This is a genomic window from Antrihabitans stalactiti (genome assembly GCF_012932915.1).
In the GTDB taxonomy this organism is placed as follows: Bacteria; Actinomycetota; Actinomycetes; order Mycobacteriales; family Mycobacteriaceae; genus Antrihabitans; species Antrihabitans stalactiti.
In genome coordinates, this window is record NZ_VCQU01000001.1 from 687985 (window position 1) to 709418 (window position 21434).

A 21434-nucleotide genomic window follows, 5' to 3' on the forward strand; every position below is an offset into this window, starting at 1 on the left:
CGCAACTGTGCGCGATTTTTACCCCTCTGGAGGTAAGACGCGCGCACGGGTCGTCACGCTACTGCGACGGCGACTTTCTCCCGCTCAGCAGGAGCCGGTGCCAGCCCGAGGGCTGACCAGCGCGGGGGGTGTGCACGCGTGGGTTCAGGTGCTTTGCTTGCGAAGTTCGGCGGTCGCTTCGTCGACAGTCATCGGTTTGCCGAGGAGATAGCCCTGGGCTAGGTCGCAGCCGCAGGCCTGCAGAGTGTCGAGTTGCTCGACGGTCTCGACTCCTTCACCGACGACGGTGAGATCGAATGCACGCGCCAGCATCACGATGGCGCCGACGATGGCCTTGGGCCGCGCGGCGGGAAGGTCTTCGACGTAGGACCGGTCGATCTTGAAGCATTCGAAGACCGGATACCGGCTCAGATAGGCGATCGAGCTGTACCCGCTGCCGATGTCGTCGAGCGAAATCCCGACACCGATCCGGTGTAGCGCGGCAAGGGTGCCCGCCACCCGAACGGTGTCGGCGACCCACACAGTCTCGGTGATCTCCAATCCCAACGCCGCCGGGTCGAGGCCGGTCGACGCCAACACAGTGGCAACCTTCCCCACGAATGCGGCATCGCGCAGCTGCAACGCGCTGACGTTGACGCGAACGCCCACATCCGAGAACGCTTGCCACGACGCAGCCTGCGTGCACGCGGTGTGCAGCGCCCACTCGCCGAGATCGCCGACCAAGCCGGTCCGTTCGGCGACGGCGACGAACTCGCCCGGATCGATCACACCGAGACTGGGATGGGTCCAGCGCGCGAGCGCTTCCATCGCGACGATCCGCCGCGTGGTGATGTCGACGATCGGCTGATATCGCAGACTGAGATCGCCCCGACCCAGCGCAGAGCGCAGGTCGACGGACAGGCGACGTGTCCGGTCCGCGTCGTACACATCGTCGTGATCGAAAACGGCGTGGCCGCCCGTGCCGGTGTCTTTCGCCCTGTACATCGCGAGATCGGCGCGGCGGATGAGTTCCTTCCGAGTCGAATTCGCGTCGGAGATCGCGATGCCGATACTCGCGCTCAGCGGTGTCGGTTCGTACCCCGGTGCCTGTGGTTTGCTGATCGACTCCGACAAAACGTTGGCCAACTGCTGCGCGTGGTCGACACCGCCGACGCCTTCGGCAATTATCAGGAATTCGTCGCCGCCGACGCGCGCCACCGTGTCCCCTGGCCGCGCGGCAGCGGCCAACCGACTGGAGAAGCGCAGCAACGCACGATCGCCCGCCTCGTGACCCAGGCTGTCGTTGATGATCTTGAAATCGTCGATGTCGAGCAAGAACACCGCAATCGACGTGCCGGCCACTTCGGCCCGCGCCAGTGCCTGCTCGATCCGTTCGTACGCCAACGTTCGATTGGGCAGGCCGGTAAGCGGGTCGTGCATGCTGCGCTCGTGGAGCAGCGTGGCGAGGTCGATACGACGGATCGCCGCCGACAGCACACCGGTCACTGTCTGCAAGAACGACACATCGCGGTCGCTGTATATCCGATTTTGGTTGGCGTGCACCGAAAGGGCACCCCACGGCCCGTCCGCCCCTGGAATGGGGACGCAGACGCCGCTGCGGAAGCCGTAAGAGGCCATCGCCACGGTCGAGAAGCGGGTCTCCAGGTCACGGTCTTCGCAGATGATCACGCTGTTGGTGACCAGCGCGTAGCCCATCAACGAGTTCGAGCCCGCGGGCAGGATGGCCGGGCGCGGCTGCTGGCCGGCGAATGCCACGACCGCGATGTTGACGTCGTCACCGTCGATCGGTCGGGTGATCATCGATCGATGCACGCCCATCAATTTCGACGCAGCTGTGGTCGCGGCGGCGAGTAGCTGGTCGAGTTCGCCGTCGAGAGCCAAGGTGCTCAGCTCTGCCACCGCCTGCTGTTCGGCGGCGCGGTACTCCGACGCCTCGACAGCAGCCTGCCACTGCACGTGGCTGTGGCCTTCGCTCCGATCCCGCGTGATGGACACAATGACGCTCTGTCCACCGCAGCTGCGGTCGACAACGAACGCCGACACCTCCACCGGGATCGGTGTCTTGGTGCCGAAGTGCTGCAATTCGGTGAGACCGCGCCACTCTCGAAAACGTTGCAGCGCCGACTCGACCTCGCCCGCGACCGCCATTCCAGAGCGAGTGAAGAAGCCACGGGTCGTCACCGACCCGTCGTCGGGCACTTCGGCCAACCCGACCAGCGCGAGACCGGCTGGATTGACGTAGAGAATCCGTCCCGACATGTCCGACACGGCGATACCGTCGCGCGATCGATCCAACACCGAGCGCAGGATCCCGAGATCGTCTATCGCGTCGTGCACCGCAACTCGCTTCATGAAAGGCCAGCATTCACTGGGTGTGTTCAGAGTAAGCCGCTACCCCGCTGTCCTGCGGAGATTGTTATCCGGCGAAGAACGGATCCTTGCCGGCCTCGCGAGGATCGCCCTTGGAACGCTGGACCCACCGCACGACCGGCTCGACGAACCGCGCGGCCGTCGGTCCGATGACGGCCATCAGCAGAACGTAAGTCGTCGCGAGCGCGGCGAGCTCGTTCTCGACGACACCCGCCGTGACAGCCAAGCCTGCGATGACGATCGAGAATTCGCCGCGCGCAACGAGTGCCACGCCTGCGCGGGCGCGACCCATCTTCGCGACGCGCTGCCTGCTTGCCGCCCACCATCCGGTTGCGATCTTCGTCGCGGTGGTGACGACTGCCAGCACGATCGCCCAGCCGAGGACGGGCGGAATGCTGGCGGGATCGGTGCTGAGCCCGAACACGACGAAGAACATCGCGGCAAATAGATCACGCAGCGGTTCCAGCAGTTTGGCGGCATCGCGAGCGGTCGTGCCCGAAATGGCGATGCCCAACATGAACGCACCGACAGCGGCGGAAACCTGGAGGAACGAGGCAATTCCTGCGACGAGCAACGCAGCGCCGAGGAGCTTGAGCAGAAAGACTTCGCGATCGGAACTGTCGACGATCCAGGAGACGTAGTGGCCCATCCGCAGGGCGACGACGAGCACGAACGTGATCACGAACAAGGCGATACCCAGTGCCTTCAAGCCACCGAGCCAGCCGACCCCGGCGAGGATCGCGGTCAGAATCGGCAGGTAGAGCGCCATCGCAAGGTCTTCGAACACGAGTATCGACAGCACGACCGGTGTTTCGCGGTTACCGAGCCTGCCGAGGTCGGTGAGCACTTTTGCCACGATCCCCGACGACGAAATGTAGGTGACGCCTGCCATGGCAAGGGCACCGACCGGTCCCCAGCCGAGAATCAGTGCGACGACAGCACCTGGCGTCGAGTTCAGGACGACGTCCAAGAGACCCGCAGGCCATGACCGTCTCAGTCCGGTCACCAACTCCGGGGCGGTGTATTCGAGACCGAGGAGCAGCAGCAACAGCACGACACCGATCTCGGCCGCGACGTGACTGAACTCCCCGCCTGCGACGTCGAGTCGAATCACGCCGCCCGAGCCGAACGCGAGCCCACCGATCAGATAAAGCGGGATCGGAGACATGCCGAAGCGGCCTGCAAGACGGCCGAGTACACCGAGGGCGAAGAACACGGCGCCCAGTTCCACCAGTGCGAGCGCGTTGTTGCCCATCGCCGATCAGCCCGTCGCTTGTGCGGGACTGGTGCTCGCTGAAGGTGCGCGGGACACCGGCCTCACCCGTGGGCGAGGATCTTGGTTGCGCCGTCGAGGCCTTCTGAAGTTCCGACGACGACAAGGAGATCGCCGGCTGTGAACGTGAAATCCGGCCCAGGAGACGGATGTACCTGGCCGGCGCGCATGACCGCAACGATAGACACCTTGGTCCGGGTCCGCATCGCGGTGTCACCCAGCGTCCGACCGTCGTAGGGCGACCCGTCCCCGATCGGCAGCTGCTTGGTGTTGATTCCAGGAAGGTCGCGATGCTCTTCTTGCAACTGCGCAACGAGCTGCGGCGCGCCGAGCAGGTTGCCGAGGACCGCGGCCTCTTCGTTCGACAGCGGCACCTGTGCGGCGCACGCGTCCGGATCGTCGCGCTTCGACACGATCAGATCGGTCGTTCCGTCGCGGTGCGAGACGACACCGATACGCCGCCCGGAGGCGAGTTCGAAATCTTTTCGAACTCCGATTCCGGGGAGCGGAGTCACTTCCACGTTCACGATTTCGAGAGTATCCCTGTGCACCGAGGAGGGGGCGATTTATCCGGGTAAGGGTGCGAAGCGGCCGTCCAAGTCGGGCAGGTACTCCACGACGGCGGTCACCGCCGCTGTCGGGAGCGGTCCGTACAGATGTGGGAACTTCGAATCAGCGGGATCCGATTCCACGCCCGCTTCCCACCGGACCGGCGAATTCAGGCGGCGGGGGTCCAGATGCAGGAGGACGAGGTCGGTACGGCCGGCGAAAATCCGGTTCGCCGGAAGGTGGACTTGTTGCGGCGTCGACAGGTGGATGAAACCCTGGGAGACCAGTGAACTGGGCCGATACTCGCTCTCGCCACGCGCTGTTAACCAATCCTCGGCAGAACAGATATGGAGAAGTGTGTGAAGTTTGGGCACCGTGGGTAGTCCTTTCTCACACGGCACGAAACCACCGTGTTTCGTGTTAGTGACAACACAGTGAAACGCCTTTGGGAACAAAGCCTTCGTCCCAAACGTCTGACACAGTAGTTCTACCGCTCAGAAGATGCGGTGGACGAGGCCCAATGCAATCGGTGCAGACCGAGAGCTAGGACGGAGGAGTCATGCCAGGAACCCTGACAATCACCCCGCTGACCGCTGCGGACCGGTGTGATCGGTGCGGTGCCGCCGCAAAGGTACGCGCAGTGCTTGCCTCCGGTGGAGAGCTTCTCTTTTGCCAGCACCACGCGAACGCCTACAACGACAAGCTTCGCGAGCTTCAGGCAACCATCGAGGCCGAACCAGTCCCAGCGCTGTAGACCCTTCGTCGAGAAACAATCGCAGCGGGCGGCCTTCGGGTCGCCCGCTGTTTTGTACCTCGAAGCGTTACCAGCGGCGCAGGGCAGCGATGCGCTGGGTGAGTTGCTCGGCGCTGGCGATAGCCGTCGGCGGACCACCACACTCGCGACGCAACTCGCCGTGAATGATGCCGTGCGCCTTTCCGGTTCGGTGGTGGTGCATAGCGACGAGACCGTTCAGCTCCCGGCGCAAGTCGGACAACGACTGCGCGGCAGCAACACGTCCGGCAGCTTTTTCTTGGGCAATCGCGGTCTGTGCGCTGCCCGCTTGCCTGGTGACCATCTGCCGGTCCTGGCGGTCGCGCAGCAGCGCCCGCATCTGGTCGCCGTCGAGTAGGCCCGGTAATCCGAGGTAGTCGGCTTCCTCGTCACTGCCCGCGAAAGTCGCCGTTCCGAACGATGAGCCGTCGAAGATGACCTGGTCGAGTTCGGCATCAGCGCCGAGAGATTCGAAGGACTTCTCGTCCTCGCCTGGCTCGTCCTTCTGCTTGTTGGCGTCGGCCAGCAAGTCGTCGTCGAAACCTTCTTTGACGCGATGCGGCTTGCCGAGCACGTGATCGCGTTGGGCTTCCAGCTGACTCGCGAGGTCGAGCAACACCGGGACCGACGGAAGGAACACACTCGCCGTCTCCCCAGCGCGACGCGCACGCACGAAGCGCCCGATCGCCTGGGCGAAGTACAGCGGGGTGGCAGCGCTCGTCGCGTACACCCCGACCGCGAGGCGCGGCACGTCGACGCCTTCGGACACCATCCGGACCGCGACCATCCACCGCTTGTCGGACCCGCCGAATTCGGCGATGCGGCTCGACGCCGTCGGATCGTCGGACAGCACGACCGTGGGCCGCTCCCCCGTCAACGCTTCGAGCAGATCCGCGTACGAGCGAGCGGTCGCCTGATCGGTTGCGATGACCAAGCCGCCCGCATCGGGAATGCCGTCGCGGCGCAGTTGGCTGAGGCGGGTATCTGCCGCACTCAGTACCGCCGGAATCCAGTCGCCGGTCGGATCGAGCGCCACCCGCCACGCACGGGCCGTCTGCTCTGCCGACAACGGCTCGCCCAGGCGCGCGGTGAATTCCTCGCCTGCGTTGTCGCGCCATCGCGCTTCGCCGGTGTAGGCGAGGAACACCACGGGCCGCACAACGCCGTCCTTCAGCGCGTCCGCGTAGCCGTAGGAGTGGTCCGCCTTGGATCGTTGGAAGCCGTCGGCATCCGGTTCGTAGGTGACGAATGGAATCGCGCTGTCGTCGCTGCGGAACGGCGTTCCGGTCAAGGCCAGGCGACGGGTTGCATCGCTGAAGGCCTCCCGGACTCCGTCGCCCCAGCTCTTCGCGTCACCGCCGTGGTGAATCTCGTCGAGGATCACCAGCGTCTTGCGATTCTCGGTGCGCACTCGGTGCCGGGTCGGATGAGCAGCCACCTGGGCGTAGGTCAGCACCACGCCGTGATAGTCGGCTGACGTCGAGCCCGTCGAGTTGGAGAACCTGGAATCGAGCGCCAAGCCGACGCGCTGCGCCGCCTCGGACCACTGGTGTTTGAGGTGTTCGGTCGGTGCCACGACCGTGACCGTGTCGACCGTGCGGTCCGCGAGCAACTCCACAGCGATACGCAGGGCGAACGTCGTCTTTCCTGCACCTGGTGTGGCGACGGCAAGAAAATCGCGCGGCTTCGATGACAAATATTTCGTCAGAGCGCGGCGCTGCCACACGCGAAGGCCACCGCCAGTGCTGGGCCCCGCAGATGTTGCTGACTCGCGTCCTTCTGTCAGCACGACCGCCGGACTCCTTTGCGTTGGTTTACGTTTGCCACGTGAGCTTAGCGGGGTGAACCGACAGATCGTGAAGTCAGCGCGGTGAGAAAAAGGACACGGCGGCGTCTAGCAGGCGCAATGCGTGTTTGTCAGGAATGCTGGAGTCATCATGAGCGATTCGAGCCCCACCGACACCGGTCGCGACGCCGCTGCGCAACCGGGCGGCGCGGTCGCAGTAGCGCGCGTATCGCCTTTCGTGCGCACCTGGCAGGTCTTCTGGCGAACGATCACCAAAGCCTGGGACGATTCCATCTTCTCCAAGTCGGCGACCGCCGCTTTCTGGCAAACGCTGTCGTTGCCACCGCTACTGCTCGGCTTACTCGGTTGCCTCGGCTACGTCGGCGGGTGGTTCGGGCCGGACACCGTCGACATCATTCACGAGAAGATCATCAGTTTCAGCAACCGGACGTTCAGCGCAAACGTGGTCGAGGAAATCATCAAACCGACCGTGACCGACGTCCTGCAGCGCGGGCGCGTCGGCATCGTCTCGGTCGGCTTCATCCTGTCGCTCTGGGCAGGTTCGTCGGCCATGTCGACATTCGTCGACTCGATCGTCGACGCGCACGGCCAACAGGACGCCCGGAACCCCTTGTGGCAACGGATCTTCGCCTTGCTGCTCTACATCCAGTTCCTCATCGCCTCGGTCTTCATTCTCCCGCTCGTCGCGCTGGGACCTGCACGGATCTCTGCTGGGCTGCCGGAGGATTGGCGTGAGGTCGGCACCCGATTGCTGGATTTCTTCTACTACCCCGGCGTCGGCGCGCTGCTGATCGTCGGACTCACGACCCTGTACAAACTCGCGCTCCACAAATCGCTGCCCTGGCATCGCCTGCTGTTCGGTGCGCTCGTCGCGGGCGTGTTCTTCATGGGGGCCAGTGCCACACTGCGGCGCTACCTCAGTTGGGCGTCGCAGTCCGGGGTCAGTTACGGCGCGTTGGCGACACCGATCGCGTTCTTGCTTTTCACGTTCTTCCTCGGCTTCGCGGTCATCCTGGGCGCGGAATTCAATGCGACGATCCAAGAGTTCTGGCCGGCCAGACCGACCCGCATGGAGCAGGTCAAGGAATGGCTCGCCAACCAAGCAGGCGAGGACCCTGCGACGATCGGCCCGGTCAGCCTTGCCAAACAGCTGGCGACCGGTCCGATCCGAGTCGCGACCAGGGCGGTCGGGTGGGGTGAGGATTCCGACAGCGACGACACCATCGCCGACAGCAAAACGGAGCCGATTGCTCGGCCCAGGGATCACTCCCCCTTGCGCAACCCCTCGTAGACCTTCTTGCACTCGGGGCACACCGGCGATCCGGGTTTGGCGGATCGCGTGACGGGGAACACCTCGCCACAGAGAGCGACGACGTGGGTGCCCATCACCGCGCTCTCCGCAATCTTGTTCTTTTTGACGTAGTGGAAGAATTTGGGAGTGTCGTCGTCGGTCGATTCGTCGGTCGTCGAATCCGGCCTTACCTTGGTCTCGGTGCTCACGGCTTCCATGATGCCTTATGACCGACACGCCCGGGCTGGTGCATTTCGGTCACAGGAGTGGGAAGGTGGAGCTATGGCACGAGCCGGATTCGAAGCGTGGGACGACACTGGGTCTGCGCGGCATCCTGCAGTCATCACTGAGGCGGCGGAGTCGTTCGAGGTCCAGCACCGCGCCCGCGTGCGCAGGTACACGATTCTCATGTCGATCCGAATTCCCGCCTTGATACTGGCAGGAATCGCCTACAGCGAGCTCGGAAACCCGTGGGTCGCAATCGCAATCATCGTTGCGTCAGTGCCGATCCCGTGGATCGCCGTTCTCGGCGCTAACGATCGGCCAGCCAAGAAGAAGAAGGAACGACTGGCCTACACCGCCGGACCGATTGCGGCGCCAGCGATCGAGCCTGCACGGCACACGATCATCGACGGCTGAGTCGCCACGCAACAATGTTGGCGTGCTCACCGAAATCTGCGGACCGCTTCGTGCCGCCCTCGTCCGTAACCGATTCACCGCCGATGGCCTTGTCGACCTGCTCGGACCCGATGCCCACGCGGCGTTGACGCGCTCGGAGTCGGTGCCCGCACGGCGGGTCTCGCGCTCCGCTGGTGAACTGGGGACGTTGATTCGGTTGTTCCTGCTGGCGGACGACTGCCCCGAGGACGAGGTTGCGGCGGCCCTGGCACCGCTCGAGACCGACCTCGCGGTCGCAGCCGGTTTGCTGGAACGGGACGGGACACAGGTGCGGACCGCGCTCGACCTACGGCCGGTGGATCTCGGCTCGGGCGATCGCTGGATCATCTCCGACCTCGACGACGCGATGGCAGCGCGGTCGATCACGGCCGATCACGTGCTCGGTCTGGGCCACGCGTCGTATTCGTTGCTGCGGGCGACACCGACAGCGCCGGTCGATTCGGTCCTCGATCTCGGCACCGGCTGCGGTGTCCAAGCAGTGCACGCCGCGGGGTATGCGAAACGGGTCACGGCCACCGACGTCAATCCGCGCGCAATCATGCTGGCTGCGGCGACAGCCGCGCTGAACGGTCTGGATATCGAACTGCTGAAAGGTTCGTGGTTCGAGCCGATCGCGGGCAGGCGATTCGACCAGATCGTGGCCAATCCGCCGTTCGTGGTCGGGCCGGCTCGGGTCGAGCACACCTACCGAGACTCCGGGCTCGATCTGGACGGCGCGAGCAAGCTGGTCGTCTCGCAGGTTCCACAGTTTCTCGCCGAGGGCGGCACGGCAGCTCTGCTCGCATCGTGGGTCCATGTGGCGGGCGAAGACTGGCGCTCGCGCGTCGCGTCCTGGATCCCGGACGAAGGAATCGACGCGTGGGTGGTCCAGCGCGACGTCGCCGATCCAGCGCTGTACGTCGGCACGTGGCTGCGCGATGCCGGCTTGGATCCGCGCGACAGCGCTGCGAAGGAGCAGGCCGAGCGCTGGCTGGACCATTTCGCCGCGGCAGGTGTTAACGGCATCGGATTCGGGTACGTATTCCTCAGACAGATCGACGGAACATCCGATGTGCTCGCCGAAGACCTAACGCACGATTACGACGACCCGCTCGGCGACGAAGCGCTCGCCTACTTCGAACGTTCGGCATGGCTACGGGACAACGACGTTCTCGAGACGAGTTTTTCGATCGAACCGGCGGTCGCGCTGGAACGTATCTACCAGCCAGGAGGTGATGGGTGGGAAGAAGTGGCGACGCGGCTGCACCGAACCACCGGACCGCGCTGGCAGCACGAACTCGACGAATTGGCCACCGCGCTCGTTCGCGGAATGCGCGGCGACGGACTTTCGTTGCACGAATTGATTGCGATGCTCGCGATCGCACATACAGGGGAACTGCCGGATACGGAGCTTGTGGCTGCCGCGAAACAGCTTGCCGAGGCGCTGGTTCGGCACGGCGTGATCGCACCTCGATAGGTCCGGTTCGGCTCGCGTTCCCGCGACTTCGACATCTTCTGTGGTTCTCAGCAACTTCTCAGGACGACGGGCATGAAGCTGCAGCTCAGCGCGCTTTTGGGCTGCAGCAGTCCGGGAACTTTTCACACGTTCGCGCCGTTGATCTGAGTGAGACACCACCGACGAGGGAGGACCGTCATGACCCGACCCACCACCACTCGATTGCGACCGAGCGAAGCCGATCTCGACGCACAGAGCCCCGCAGCCGACCTGGTACGCGTGTACCTGAACGGGATCGGCCGTACAGCGCTGCTCACCGCTGAAGAAGAGGTCGATCTCGCGAAGCGGATCGAAGCGGGTCTGTACGCGCAGAACGTCCTCGCGACCGCGAAGCGCCTGTCGATGACCCGCAAGCACGATCTCGCGCAGATTGTCCGCGAAGGTCAAGCCGCACGCGCTCATCTGCTCGAAGCGAACCTGCGCCTCGTCGTGTCGTTGGCCAAGCGTTACACCGGCCGCGGCATGCCACTGCTCGACCTGATCCAAGAGGGCAACCTCGGCCTCATCCGCGCGATGGAGAAGTTCGACTACGCCAAGGGCTTCAAGTTCTCGACGTACGCGACGTGGTGGATCAGGCAAGCCATCACCCGCGGCATGGCTGATCAGAGCCGCACCATTCGCCTGCCAGTCCACCTCGTGGAGCAGGTGAACAAGCTGGCGCGCATCAAGCGCGAGCTGCACCAGCAGCTCGGGCGTGAGGCCACCGACGACGAGCTCGCTCGCGAGTCGGGCATCCCGGTCGGCAAGATCGCCGACCTCCTCGACCACAGCCGCGATCCGGTGAGCCTCGACATGCCGGTCGGCAGCGACGAGGAAGCTCCGCTCGGCGATTTCATCGAGGATTCCGAGGCGACCTCGGCGGAAAGCGCGGTCATTGCCGGCTTGCTGCACTCCGACGTACGCACGGTGCTGGCCACGCTCGACGAGCGCGAACAGCAGGTGATCAAGTTGCGGTTCGGCCTCGAAGACGGTCAGCCACGCACCCTCGATCAGATCGGCAAACTGTTCGGACTGTCCCGTGAGCGTGTTCGCCAGATAGAGCGCGAGGTCATGGGCAAGCTCCGCAAGGGTGATCGCGCCGAACGACTGCGCGCGTATGCGAGTTAGCCACCGGAAGCTGGTGTGCTGGCGGTAGACCACGGTCGCCGACGGTCACCCTCCGCGCCGGTCGGATCGCCTGTAGCCCCCCTCAGGCAGACGATCCGACCGACGCGAAAATATCGATTAGCTCAATCGACGCGGACCCAAGTCGAGATGACTCGGCTCGGGTCCGATTCGCACTCTGGCGAACAACAATTCTGCTCCGTGCCGGGAGGCGAGAATCGGCTCACAGAGCAATTCCCTGATCTCCGGCAGATCGTCGCAGAGCGCCGAAATCCGTTGCAGCACATCGACAAGCGCCTCTTTGTCAACCGGTTCGGTCGTTGCGGTTCCCGACAGCAGCGGAGCCGCTCGCGGGGCGTCGACCAGGATGTGCGCATCGTCTTCGGTCAGCGGGAGCGCTCGGTAGGCGCGGTCGCCCAGCAGGTCCAGAATGAGCCCCGAGAGGCCGAACGAGACGACGGACCCGAACGACGGATCGTCCTGCACGCGCACGACGCACCCCACTCCCCTCTTCGCCATCCGCTGGATGTGCAGGAGCGGCTGGCCGGAGACTGCTGCCAGGTCGTGATAGGCGGTCCCGACCGACTCCTCGGAGTTCAAGTCGAGGCGCACTCCGCTGAGATCGGGTCTGCTCCGCCACATTTCGCCGGTCGCCTTTGCGGCCACCGGGTAGCCGAGCTCGGCGGCGGCAGCGACTGCTTCGTCGGCAGACGAGACTTCGCGGAAGTCGACGATGTCGATCCCGTAGGCGGCGAGCAACTCGACGACTTCGAGATCGGACAGCCAGCGACTGCCGGCATTCTCCGCCCATCCGGCGATGAGTTCTCGACCCCGATCGGCATCGATACCGGTCGGCCGAACGACCCGCGAGGCCGGCCTGGACCGCCATTGCGAGTACCGCCACACCCGCCCCAGTGCCCGCGCAGCCCGCTCCGGATCGGGGTAGGAGGGAATCGACCCCGCGATGGGGTTGCCGTCCGGACCGTTGACCTCCAGCCCCTGCGCAATGCCTTGCTCGGCGAAGAACGTGGTCACGACAGGCTTGTCGAAGCCTGACACGGCCGACCGGAGAGCCGCCGCAAACGGCGCCATCTGCACGTACACCGGCGGCACCACAATGGCGATCAGCGAGCCGATGTCGGGCGCGGCGATCGCGGACCGTACAGCCTCGGCGAAATCGTCCGGACCCGCTTCCGGCGGCAAATTGATCGGGTCGTCGACGAGGAGACCTTCCGCCTCGGCGGCACCGACAGCGAGCCACGCCAGCGCGGCGCTGTTCCCGACAACAGCCAGTCGCGAACTCGTCGGCAAAGGCTGATAGCCGACCAGCACGGCACAGTCGAACAGCTCGGAAATCGATTCGACCTGAATGACCCCGGCTTGAGCGAATAGGTCCGCCGCGATCGAGTTGTCGATGATCTCCGTATGCGCTCCTCGTGCGCGCGTGGCCCCTCGCCCACTTCGTACGGCGACGATCGGCTTGGTCCGAGCTACGCGCCGCGCGATCCGAGAGAACTTGCGCGGATTACCGAAGCTCTCCAGATACAGCAGAATCACGTCGGTTTCGGGATCGGAATCCCAGTACTGCAGCAGGTCGTTACCGGAGACGTCGGCTCGGTTTCCAGCAGAAACGAACGTGGACAACCCAAGTCGGCGGGCGTGTGCCTCGCCGAGAATGGCGGCACCGAGTGGACCGGATTGGCAGAAGAAGCCCACCCGCCCTCTGGCGGGCATCACGGGCGCGAGGGTGGCGTTGAGGGCCACAGCGGGATCGGCGTTGGCGATACCGAGCGCATTCGGCCCGACCAACCGCATCCCATGCCCACGCGCTTCCTGTACGAGGCGTCGCTGCGCTTCGAACCCGTCCGGGCCGGTCTCGGCGAACCCGGCCGAGAGCACGATCAGACCCTTGACGCCCTTTTCCATGCAGTCGTCGAGCACAGCGTCGATCTGCGTCGCAGGGACCGCAACTACGGCAAGGTCGACGTCGTCCGGGATGTCGCGAACCGTGGCATAGGCGCGCACCCCCTGGACCGAGCGGCGGTCGGTATTGACCGGGAAGACCGGACCGGTGAAGTTCGCACCGAGAAGGTTGGACAGGACGGTGTTACCGACCTTCCCGACCTGAGTCGAGGCACCGATCACCGCAACCGATGTGGGCGACAACAGATTTCGCACGCTGCGCGCCTCCGACGCACGCTCTCGCGAATTGCGGACCGACAACAACGCTTCGGTCGGATCGATCCGAAATTCCAGATGCAGGACCGAGCCGTCGATGCTGCGGCTCACCTGGTAGCCGGCCTCTTTGAAGACCGTCACCATCCCACGGTTCTCCGCTAGCACCTCCGCAACGAACACGTCTATACTGTTTTCCGCCGCTGCGCCTGCCAGATGCTCGAGCAGGATCGAGCCGAGGCCGCGCCCCTGGTGTGCGTCGGCAACGACGAAGGCGACTTCGGCCGAGTTGGACCACGCTTCCGATGAGTCCGGGTCTTTCAGGCGCTCGTACAGTCCGACCGCGATGATCTCCCCACCGAGGATCGTGACGAGGGAGACTCGGTTGCGGTGATCGACATTCGTCGACCGCGCAACATCTTTCGCCGACATCGTCGGGTACGGACCGAAATATCGCAGGTAGCGAGTGCGCTCCGACAACCCGCTGTGAAACGCGACGAGCCGATCGGCGTCGGCGGGCGTGATCGGCCGCATGTGCACGACGCCGCCGTCGGATGCGAGGACGTCGGCCATCCAGTGGTCTGGAAACGCGGGCGCGGGTTCGGGTTCAGTCACGTGGGTCGTCCGGATCCAGGCCGAGCAACGGAAAGACCGCGCGGCGGGTCGCTGCTATCGACGAATCGACGTGCCGGGTGGCCAGGTTTTCTTGGACACCGCCGGGGCCGTCCCACGGTCGAAACGATACGTCTGCCCCCTCACCCATCGTCGTTGGAAGGTCCGCGCGCGGCGCAATCGATCCGACATGGTCGCGCCAACTTTGTGGAACAGGCGTGTCCGGGTCTATATCGCGGTCGAGCGCGGCCGCCAGCAAATGCGTCCACGACCGCGGGACCACGCGGATCAGGCCGTATCCGCCACCGCCGACGGCAAGCCAACGGCCTTCTGCGTGCTCGTCTGCGAGGTCGCGCATCGCCCGGAACGCCGCGCGTTGACCGTCGACGGTGAGCCGCAAGTCGGCCAGCGGATCCTCCCGGTGGGTGTCGACACCGCATTGGCTCACCACGATCTGGGGGCGGAACGCCGCGATCGCTCCCGGAACGACAGCGTGAAATGCCCGCAGCCACGCGGAGTCTTCGGTTCCCGGCAACAAGGCGACGTTGATGGCGGTGCCTTCCGCCGCACCGACGCCGACTTCGGTGGGAAACCCGGTGCCGGGCCACAAACTCGCCGGATGTTGGTGCAGCGAAATCGTCAGCACCCGAGGGTCGGCTGCGAACGCGGCCTGCACGCCGTCACCGTGATGAACATCGACATCGATGTAGGCGATGCGATCGAAGCCGTTGTCCAGCAACCAGGAGATCGCAACCGCGATGTCGTTGTAGATACAGAACCCGGAAGCCATATTCGCCATCGCGTGGTGCATTCCGCCCCCGATGCTCACCGCTCGCTTGGTTCGGCCTGCCGCGATCTCGCGTGCGGCGGTCAACGTGCCGCCCGCGACGATCGACCCAGCCTCGTGCATCTTGGGAAAGATCGGGTTGTCGTCGGAGCCGAGTCCGTACGGTGCGCCGAGGCCTTGTGGCTGGGCTGGGTTGTCGCCTGCGTGTTTGACCGCCTCGATATAGCTCGCGGTGTGGATGCGAAGGAGGTCGGGTTCGCCCGCTGCCGCAGGCTCGATAGTTTCCACGCCTTCCAGCAATCCGAGGTTTGTCGCAAGACGCATTGTCAGATCGAGACGGATGGGATTCATCGGGTGCGTCGGCGACCATTTGTACCCCAGATACTGCGGACACCAGATGACGGTATTGGCATCGTTGCGCGGCGGCGAGACCATGCTGTTCACGCTACTGTGCCCGGTGGGAAGGTAAAGGGCGGTCGTCGTGTTCCTAGGATGAGCGGCAGAGAATTGCGTGTGGTTATCGCCGACCGCGCGGCCGGTAGAATCCTTGACTGACGAAGGGGTATTGGGTGAAGGATCTTGTCGATACCACGGAGATGTATCTCCGGACCATTTACGACCTCGAAGAAGAGGGCGTCACGCCGCTGCGCGCCCGCATCGCCGAACGCCTGGAGCAGAGTGGCCCGACGGTCAGCCAGACCGTTGCGCGTATGGAGCGCGACGGCCTGCTGCTCGTCGCCGGCGACCGCCATCTGGAACTGACCGCCAAGGGCCGCAACCTTGCTGTGGCTGTCATGCGCAAGCATCGGCTTGCCGAGCGGCTGCTCGTCGACATCATCGGGCTCGACTGGGAGAACGTGCACGCCGAAGCTTGCCGGTGGGAGCATGTGATGAGCGAGGAAGTCGAGCGACGGCTCGTTGTCGTCCTCAAGAATCCGACCACGTCGCCGTACGGAAACCCGATTCCCGGCCTCGACGAGCTCGGTGTCGACAAGCCTGCCGACAACGGCGAGGTGCTCGTGCGCCTCACCGATATTCCTCCTGGCACGCCGACCGCAGTAGTCGTCCGGCGCTTGGCCGAACATATTCAGACCGACCCAGAGGTGATCGGGCAGTTGCGCGAAGCCGGCGTTGTTCCGGATGCGAGGGTCACTGTGGAGAACAAGTCCGGCGTCGTGACGATCACCGTGCCCGGACACGAAGGATTCGACCTGCCGGACGAGATGGCACACGCTGTCGCCGTGAAGTGCGTGTGATGAAACTGCTCGTCACCGGCGGCGCCGGTTACGTCGGAAGTGTGTGTGCTCAGGTACTCCTCGAACAGGGCCACGACGTCGTCATCGTCGACGACCTTTCGACGGGCAACGCTGACGGAGTCCCTTCGGGGGCGCAGTTCGTCGAGGGCGATGTCGGTGACCTGGCCGCGGAGATCCTCGGCAGCGACACCTTCGACGGCGTCTTGCATTTCGCGGCGCAATCGTTGGTCGGCGAATCCGTGATTGCACCCGAGAAGTACTGGCAGGGCAACGTCGTCAAGACGCTGGCCCTGCTGGACGCCATGCGGACGACGAACACACCTCGGCTTGTCTTCTCGTCGACAGCGGCGACGTACGGCGAGCCGGAAGCGTCGCCGATCACCGAGAGTGCACCGACCCGACCGACCAACCCGTACGGCGCCTCCAAGCTCGCGATCGACCACGCGATCACGTCGTATTCGATCGCCCACGGCCTCGCCGCGACCAGCCTCCGCTATTTCAACGTGGCGGGCGCATACGCCGGTTTCGGCGAAAATCGCGTCGTGGAAACGCATTTGATTCCGTTGGTCCTCCAAGTCGCCGCGGGAGTGCGTGACAAGATTTCGGTCTTCGGTACGGACTGGCCGACGAAAGACGGCACCGCGGTGCGCGATTACATCCACATTCGCGACTTGGCCAACGCGCACCTGCTCGCGTTGCAGACGTCGGAGAAGGGCGCGCACCGGATCTACAACCTCGGCAGCGGCGCCGGATTCACTGTGCGCGAGGTCATTACGGCGTGCGAACGCGTGACCGGTAAGCCGATTGCGGCAGAGGACGCCCCCCGCCGCGCCGGCGATCCAGCCGTGCTCATTGCGTCGAGCACGCTCGCGATGGACGAGCTGGGCTGGCGGCCTGCCTCCACTGGGCTCGACGAGATCGTCTCCGACGCATGGGAATTCCTGCAGTCTCTCGGCGACCGCTCCCACGCGGCCAAGCGGGCCTGACGACGCGTTCACGCGATTACCGCCGGCGGCAACGTCACACCCAGCAGACGGGCGGCCTCGAAGCCTGCGTCGGCGATCGGGAGTAGCTCGGTGGGCCGCATCCCCGTCTGCAGTACGCCATCGAGCAATCGTGCCAAATAGTGGACCGGATCCGAGTCGAGCGCGGCCTCGAAGGCGATGCCCGCCAGCGGACCGTCGCCACGTACGTAGGCGCTGAAACCGAGAAGTGTTGCCGCGGTACTCCGTTCCGGGTCGGGCAGCGCTCGCGCCATGGTGAGCCATAGCTGCTCCGCGGCTACCGCGTACGGACCGACAGCAACAGCGAGCATTGCGTCCCGCACCATCGAATTGGCCAAAGCGAGACTCAATTCGGCGATCTCGGGTGCAAGGAGGCGCTGGCCCGACTCCGCGACCGCAATGTGGGCGAGCACCATGTTCAACTCGCGCCGACTCCTCTCTGTCGGATCCGGCTTGGCCGTAGCAAGTTTCCGCGCCAGGACGCTCGATTCCCTGGCGTTGTCGATGTGGTCGGCGATCGTCGCGCGTTCGATTGCGCTGGCCCGCTGCAGTGTTGCTGCCAATTCGTCGCGCGAACGGCGTATCTGCCGACCCTCGGCAACGTGGGCAGCCATGATCGCAGAAGTCTGCGGATCCGGCAGAAAGCCCGACCTCGGATCGTCGAGCAGACTCCACCAGAATCGTCCCTTCGCGATCTCGGCAACTGAGTGGACCCCGACCAGCTCGGTGCCGACATCATCGAGTCTGTCGAACAAAGCCTCCGCCACGGCTTCGTAAGCTACTGCCGCAGAGTCGTATTCGTCGTCGGACGCCTCGTCGACAACGAAAGCGATGGCCTTTCGGGCGCGCTCCCGGGCGCAGACACTCGCGAACAGGTCGATCGCAGCCACCATCGCGTCGGTGATGACGTACGGGTCGTCGAATTCGTCGGGCAGGATCAGGTCGTGACGTAGCACTGCTCCGAGTGCTGTGCCCACAGGCCCACCGAGGCAGACGAGGATCAGCGACCGTTCGGGAGTAAAGCCGAGCAGCGCGGGCAACGCAGCCAGCACATCGGCGGGATCGGACACACGCAGCCGATGCGCCGTCGCTGCTGGATCGGGCGGTGATGTTCGAGTTGTCATGGGTCAGAGCGTGTACCAACGCGCCGACGAAACACGCCTCGAGAGGCCGGTTTCAATTCATCTGTGGATAACCCGTCGGGGTGTGGAAGAACTGCGCGTTTCGGCGGGTTTCAGCGCCCTGAAAATGGGATCGTGTCGGCGGCGTGTGGTAGCAGGGTGCAGTCAGGCCTTCTTGACTTTCAGCACCTGTGCGGTGAACAACTCGTCCAACGCAGCGGAATCGGGCTTGGCATTCGAGAAGGAGATGTGTGCGGTCACGATGATCACGTCGCCGACCTGCGCCCACAGCTGCACACTCGTCTGCGTCAGCGGTTTGCTTCCCGACCCTGATGTGACTGTCCGCTTGAATGCCAGCGATTCGTCGGCGTCGACAGGCGCTGCAGGCGTCAACGCCACGTGGATCTTCGTGACGGTGCCGTTCTCCGTCGACGTGACGTCGGGGCACTTCTCGAACCGTGCCCGCTGATCTGCCAACGAACCTGTCGTGCGCGCCAGCGCCACCGAAATCGTCGAGCGGGTCGAATTGTCCGTCCCCACCACGATCGCAGCGTCGGCAGTGTCGAGGTCGATCAGGTCTTGGGCACAATCGGCCGGTTCGACCGTAGCGCCTGCGGCATCGCCGACCAGGTCGCCCAAAGCCTGCGACACCGCGGGACCAGGCAGTTTCACCGCGTCGTACGGAGGCGCGAAACTCGACGTGTCGAGGAGCAACCCACCGAGCTCGCCTGCGACGTGGGCGGCAGCCGTCGTTGCACTCGGCATGGCCTTGCCGTTCACCGTCGCGGAGCAGCCGGATCCGGCCACGGCGACGGCCACGACACTCGCGCACAAGCCCACGCGGAGCTTGCGCGTTCGTCGATTCACGTCTGTCCTCCTGTTACATTTCAGCCCTTGTCGCCCACTGTGCCATCCGGACGCCTCCCACCCCGGTAAGAGAACCGGGTGTCGGTCCTGGAATGTGTTGGCACCCTCCCGACGTTGAACAACTAGAAGATCGGCGTGCGTTGGTGTCTTCGTAGGGGACACTGGAGATAATTCCGCAGGAAGGGGTCCGTCATGGATGAGCAGTCGAGAATGTACGAACTGGAGTTTCCAGCGCCCCAATTGTCTGCTGCCGACGGCGCAGGCCCCGTGCTCATTCACGGTCTGGAGGGCTTCACCGATGCCGGCCACGCTGTCCGGCTGGCAACCTCGCATTTGCGCGACAGCCTCGAGCACGAACTTGTGGCCTCGTTCGACGTGGACGAGTTGCTCGACTACCGCTCGCGTCGGCCGACGATGACCTTCAAGCTCGACCACTTTTCCAACTACGCCGAGCCTGAGCTCAAGGTCTATGCGCTTCGAGACACCGTCGGGACGCCGTTTTTGCTGCTGGCAGGCATGGAGCCGGACCTGAAGTGGGAGCGATTCACCACTGCGGTGCGGTTGCTGGCCGAGCAGCTCGGTGTTCGTCGGACGATCGGGCTCAACGCGATTCCGATGGCGATCCCCCACACTCGGCCGCTGGGCATGACGGCACATTCGAGCAACCGCGATCTGGTCGCCGACCATCAACGCTGGGCTGGTGAGCTGCAGGTTCCCGGCAGCGCGTCGTCGCTGCTGGAATATCGGATGGCGCAGCACGGGCACGAGTCCGTCGGTTTCTCGGTGCATGTTCCGCATTACCTCGCCCAGACCGACTACCCAGAGGCCGCGCAGACGCTGTTGGAGAACGTCGCCAGCAACGCCGGGCTCGAACTGCCGCTCGCCGCACTCGGCGAGGCAGCCGCGCGCATGCGTGAGCAGGTCAACGAGCACATCGAGGGCAATACCGAGGTCGAGGCCGTCGTCGCCGCGTTGGAGCGTCAGTACGACAGTTTCGTGAGCGCTCAAGAACAGCAGTCGACGTTGCTCGCGGGCGACGAAGCGCTACCCAGCGGTGAGGAAATCGGCGCAGAGTTCGAGCGATTCCTTGCCGAGCAGGGTGGATACGACGAAAACAAGGGCGGCGACGGTCCGGTCTGACCGCCATTGTTCGAAACATCGGTGTTACTTGTCGTTCCCATACGAAGCGAGTTCGCGGATTAGGGTACTGGTCAAATAAGGCCAGGAGGCGACATGCCCGATCCGCGAGTGCGCAAACTCCGTCGAGTCCCGGACGCGAACACCAGGCTGGTATTTCGCACAATTCACGGTTATCGCCGTGCATTTCGTATTGCGGGCGAAGGCCCAGCCATCCTGTTGATTCACGGTATCGGTGACAGTTCGGCAACGTGGAGCGACATAATTCCGCACCTCGCGCAGCACCACACCGTAATCGCCCCCGACCTGCTCGGTCACGGTCGTTCCGACAAGCCCCGCGCCGACTACTCGGTGGCCGCATACGCCAACGGCATGCGGGACCTGCTGGCCGTGCTGGGCATCGAGCGGGTGACCGTCATCGGCCATTCCCTCGGCGGGGCGGTTGCAATGCAGTTCGCCTACCAGTTTCCGCAGCTCGTGGACCGGCTGGTGCTGACGTCGACAAGCGCGGTCACCAAAGATATTCACGCGTTGCTTCGGTTGATCTCGGTTCCGCTGGTCAACGAATCGCTACGCCTCTTCCGGCTCCCCGGTGGACGGCTCGCTGCGAAGCTCGCCGGAAATGTCGCTGCACAACTACACGCTGCGACGCTGCGGCCGATGGGCATTCTGAACGAGACGCCCGACCTCGTCCGAATACTCGGCGATATCAAGGACGGCACCGCGTATCTCGCTTTCTTGAAAACACTTCGAGCGGTCGTCGATTGGCGGGGTCAGGTCATCACATTGCTGGACCGGTGTTATCTGAATCAACACATTCCGGTGCAAATAGTCTGGGGTGCGCAGGATTCGGTCTTTCCCGTCAACCATGCGTATCTCGCTCATGCGGCCATGCCCGGTTCGCGGATCGAGATCTTCAATCGCGCCGGTCACTATCCATTTCTCGACGACCCGATTCGTTTCCTGCGCGTCGTCGAATCCTTCATCGGTTCGACCTCACCGGCAACGTTCGACGCTGACGCGTGGCGTACCACGCTGGTCGACGGTGTCGCGGAGTCGATCGCAGCAGGCGGACCTGCCGCTCGCATCGCCGTCCTCGACGCGCTCGACACCGCCGAACGCAGCGCAACCTGACC

19 protein-coding genes are annotated in these 21434 nt (G+C 64.5%); 9 read left to right on the plus strand and 10 right to left on the minus strand.

All coding sequences use genetic code 11. The annotated features are described in order from the left end of the window. Window positions 1–144: 144 nt before the first annotated feature. The 4 genes from FGL95_RS03420 to FGL95_RS03435 form a co-directional block, all read right to left on the minus strand. Entirely contained in the window at window positions 145–2352 is a 2208-nt protein-coding gene (locus tag FGL95_RS03420) for an EAL domain-containing protein (protein ID WP_206071405.1), read from the minus strand. A gap of 64 nt (window positions 2353–2416) precedes the next feature. Further along, entirely contained in the window at window positions 2417–3625 is a 1209-nt protein-coding gene (locus FGL95_RS03425) for a cation:proton antiporter (protein ID WP_169584771.1), read from the minus strand. Window positions 3626–3687: 62 nt separating this feature from the next. After that, window positions 3688–4170: a cation:proton antiporter regulatory subunit gene (locus FGL95_RS03430; protein WP_169584772.1), complete on the minus strand. Its 483-nt coding sequence runs from the start codon at window positions 4168–4170 to the stop codon at window positions 3688–3690. 39 nt (window positions 4171–4209) lie between these two features. Beyond that, window positions 4210–4566 carry a DUF952 domain-containing protein gene (locus FGL95_RS03435; RefSeq protein WP_169584773.1) on the minus strand — a complete coding sequence of 119 codons (357 nt, stop codon included), beginning with the start codon at window positions 4564–4566 and terminating at the stop codon, window positions 4210–4212. 185 nt (window positions 4567–4751) lie between these two features. Here FGL95_RS03435 and FGL95_RS03440 point away from each other — a divergent pair, with 185 nt between their 5' ends. After that, entirely contained in the window at window positions 4752–4946 is a 195-nt protein-coding gene (locus FGL95_RS03440) for a DUF7455 domain-containing protein (RefSeq protein WP_169584774.1), read from the plus strand. A 67-nt stretch (window positions 4947–5013) separates the two neighbouring features. Here the strand turns inward: FGL95_RS03440 and FGL95_RS03445 are convergent, their stop codons facing one another. Next, a complete protein-coding gene (locus FGL95_RS03445) occupies window positions 5014–6753 on the minus strand; it encodes a DEAD/DEAH box helicase family protein (protein ID WP_169584775.1) in 1740 nt (579 codons plus the stop codon). A 148-nt stretch (window positions 6754–6901) separates the two neighbouring features. On the opposite strand from FGL95_RS03445, the gene FGL95_RS03450 reads away from it, so the two are divergent. Beyond that, window positions 6902–8062: a YihY/virulence factor BrkB family protein gene (locus FGL95_RS03450; protein WP_169584776.1), complete on the plus strand. Its 1161-nt coding sequence runs from the start codon at window positions 6902–6904 to the stop codon at window positions 8060–8062. Here FGL95_RS03450 and FGL95_RS03455 read toward each other — a convergent pair. Beyond that, window positions 8035–8280: a DUF3039 domain-containing protein gene (locus tag FGL95_RS03455; RefSeq protein ID WP_206071409.1), complete on the minus strand. Its 246-nt coding sequence runs from the start codon at window positions 8278–8280 to the stop codon at window positions 8035–8037. The two genes, FGL95_RS03450 and FGL95_RS03455, sit on opposite strands and share 28 nt — an antisense overlap. Window positions 8281–8344: 64 nt before the next feature. Here FGL95_RS03455 and FGL95_RS03460 point away from each other — a divergent pair, with 64 nt between their 5' ends. The 3 genes from FGL95_RS03460 (at window position 8345) to FGL95_RS03470 (ending at window position 11342) form a co-directional block, all read left to right on the plus strand. Then, complete coding sequence (locus FGL95_RS03460; protein ID WP_169584778.1) at window positions 8345–8701, plus strand: DUF3099 domain-containing protein; 357 nt, start codon at window positions 8345–8347, stop codon at window positions 8699–8701. 22 nt (window positions 8702–8723) lie between these two features. Beyond that, window positions 8724–10196 carry a DUF7782 domain-containing protein gene (locus tag FGL95_RS03465; RefSeq protein WP_169584779.1) on the plus strand — a complete coding sequence of 491 codons (1473 nt, stop codon included), beginning with the start codon at window positions 8724–8726 and terminating at the stop codon, window positions 10194–10196. A gap of 177 nt (window positions 10197–10373) precedes the next feature. Beyond that, entirely contained in the window at window positions 10374–11342 is a 969-nt protein-coding gene (locus FGL95_RS03470) for a sigma-70 family RNA polymerase sigma factor (RefSeq protein ID WP_169584780.1), read from the plus strand. A 117-nt stretch (window positions 11343–11459) separates the two neighbouring features. Here FGL95_RS03470 and FGL95_RS03475 read toward each other — a convergent pair whose 3' ends face one another. Next, a complete protein-coding gene (locus FGL95_RS03475; protein ID WP_169585215.1) occupies window positions 11460–14087 on the minus strand; it encodes a bifunctional acetate--CoA ligase family protein/GNAT family N-acetyltransferase in 2628 nt (875 codons plus the stop codon). 34 nt (window positions 14088–14121) lie between these two features. Then, a complete protein-coding gene (locus FGL95_RS03480; protein WP_169584781.1) occupies window positions 14122–15348 on the minus strand; it encodes an acetoin utilization protein AcuC in 1227 nt (408 codons plus the stop codon). Between the two features lie 134 nt (window positions 15349–15482). On the opposite strand from FGL95_RS03480, the gene FGL95_RS03485 reads away from it, so the two are divergent. Together FGL95_RS03485 and galE are read left to right on the plus strand one after the other, a co-directional pair. Further along, window positions 15483–16169: an iron-dependent transcriptional repressor DtxR gene (locus tag FGL95_RS03485; protein ID WP_169584782.1), complete on the plus strand. Its 687-nt coding sequence runs from the start codon at window positions 15483–15485 to the stop codon at window positions 16167–16169. After that, window positions 16169–17155 carry a UDP-glucose 4-epimerase GalE gene (gene galE / locus FGL95_RS03490; RefSeq protein WP_169584783.1) on the plus strand — a complete coding sequence of 329 codons (987 nt, stop codon included), beginning with the start codon at window positions 16169–16171 and terminating at the stop codon, window positions 17153–17155. Before FGL95_RS03485 ends, galE begins: the two co-directional genes overlap by 1 nt. A gap of 8 nt (window positions 17156–17163) precedes the next feature. On the opposite strand, the gene FGL95_RS03495 is transcribed toward galE, so the two are convergent. Together FGL95_RS03495 and FGL95_RS03500 are read right to left on the minus strand one after the other, a co-directional pair. After that, window positions 17164–18297 (minus strand): DUF4192 domain-containing protein, encoded by a 1134-nt coding sequence (locus FGL95_RS03495; protein ID WP_169584784.1) that lies wholly within the window; start codon window positions 18295–18297, stop codon window positions 17164–17166. Between the two features lie 162 nt (window positions 18298–18459). After that, window positions 18460–19161: a sensor domain-containing protein gene (locus tag FGL95_RS03500; RefSeq protein WP_169584785.1), complete on the minus strand. Its 702-nt coding sequence runs from the start codon at window positions 19159–19161 to the stop codon at window positions 18460–18462. A gap of 192 nt (window positions 19162–19353) precedes the next feature. Between FGL95_RS03500 and FGL95_RS03505 the strand changes: the two genes are divergently transcribed. After that, window positions 19354–20301, plus strand: a complete 948-nt coding sequence (locus tag FGL95_RS03505) for a proteasome assembly chaperone family protein (RefSeq protein ID WP_169584786.1) — start codon at window positions 19354–19356, stop codon at window positions 20299–20301. A 93-nt stretch (window positions 20302–20394) separates the two neighbouring features. Then, window positions 20395–21432 (plus strand): alpha/beta fold hydrolase, encoded by a 1038-nt coding sequence (locus FGL95_RS03510; protein WP_169584787.1) that lies wholly within the window; start codon window positions 20395–20397, stop codon window positions 21430–21432. Window positions 21433–21434 lie beyond the last annotated feature (2 nt).

Coding starts and splice junctions, on each gene's coding strand:
- FGL95_RS03420 (WP_206071405.1), bottom strand. CDS start 2,352: ATGAAGCGAGTTGCGGTGCACGACGCGATAGACGATCTCGGGATCCTG.
- FGL95_RS03425 (WP_169584771.1), bottom strand. CDS start 3,625: ATGGGCAACAACGCGCTCGCACTGGTGGAACTGGGCGCCGTGTTCTTC.
- FGL95_RS03440 (WP_169584774.1), top strand. CDS start 4,752: ATGCCAGGAACCCTGACAATCACCCCGCTGACCGCTGCGGACCGGTGT.
- FGL95_RS03450 (WP_169584776.1), top strand. CDS start 6,902: ATGAGCGATTCGAGCCCCACCGACACCGGTCGCGACGCCGCTGCGCAA.
- FGL95_RS03455 (WP_206071409.1), bottom strand. CDS start 8,280: ATGGAAGCCGTGAGCACCGAGACCAAGGTAAGGCCGGATTCGACGACC.
- FGL95_RS03460 (WP_169584778.1), top strand. CDS start 8,345: ATGGCACGAGCCGGATTCGAAGCGTGGGACGACACTGGGTCTGCGCGG.
- FGL95_RS03470 (WP_169584780.1), top strand. CDS start 10,374: ATGACCCGACCCACCACCACTCGATTGCGACCGAGCGAAGCCGATCTC.
- FGL95_RS03475 (WP_169585215.1), bottom strand. CDS start 14,087: ATGGCCGACGTCCTCGCATCCGACGGCGGCGTCGTGCACATGCGGCCG.
- FGL95_RS03480 (WP_169584781.1), bottom strand. CDS start 15,348: ATGGTCTCGCCGCCGCGCAACGATGCCAATACCGTCATCTGGTGTCCG.
- galE (WP_169584783.1), top strand. CDS start 16,169: ATGAAACTGCTCGTCACCGGCGGCGCCGGTTACGTCGGAAGTGTGTGT.
- FGL95_RS03495 (WP_169584784.1), bottom strand. CDS start 18,297: ATGACAACTCGAACATCACCGCCCGATCCAGCAGCGACGGCGCATCGG.
- FGL95_RS03505 (WP_169584786.1), top strand. CDS start 19,354: ATGGATGAGCAGTCGAGAATGTACGAACTGGAGTTTCCAGCGCCCCAA.
- FGL95_RS03510 (WP_169584787.1), top strand. CDS start 20,395: ATGCCCGATCCGCGAGTGCGCAAACTCCGTCGAGTCCCGGACGCGAAC.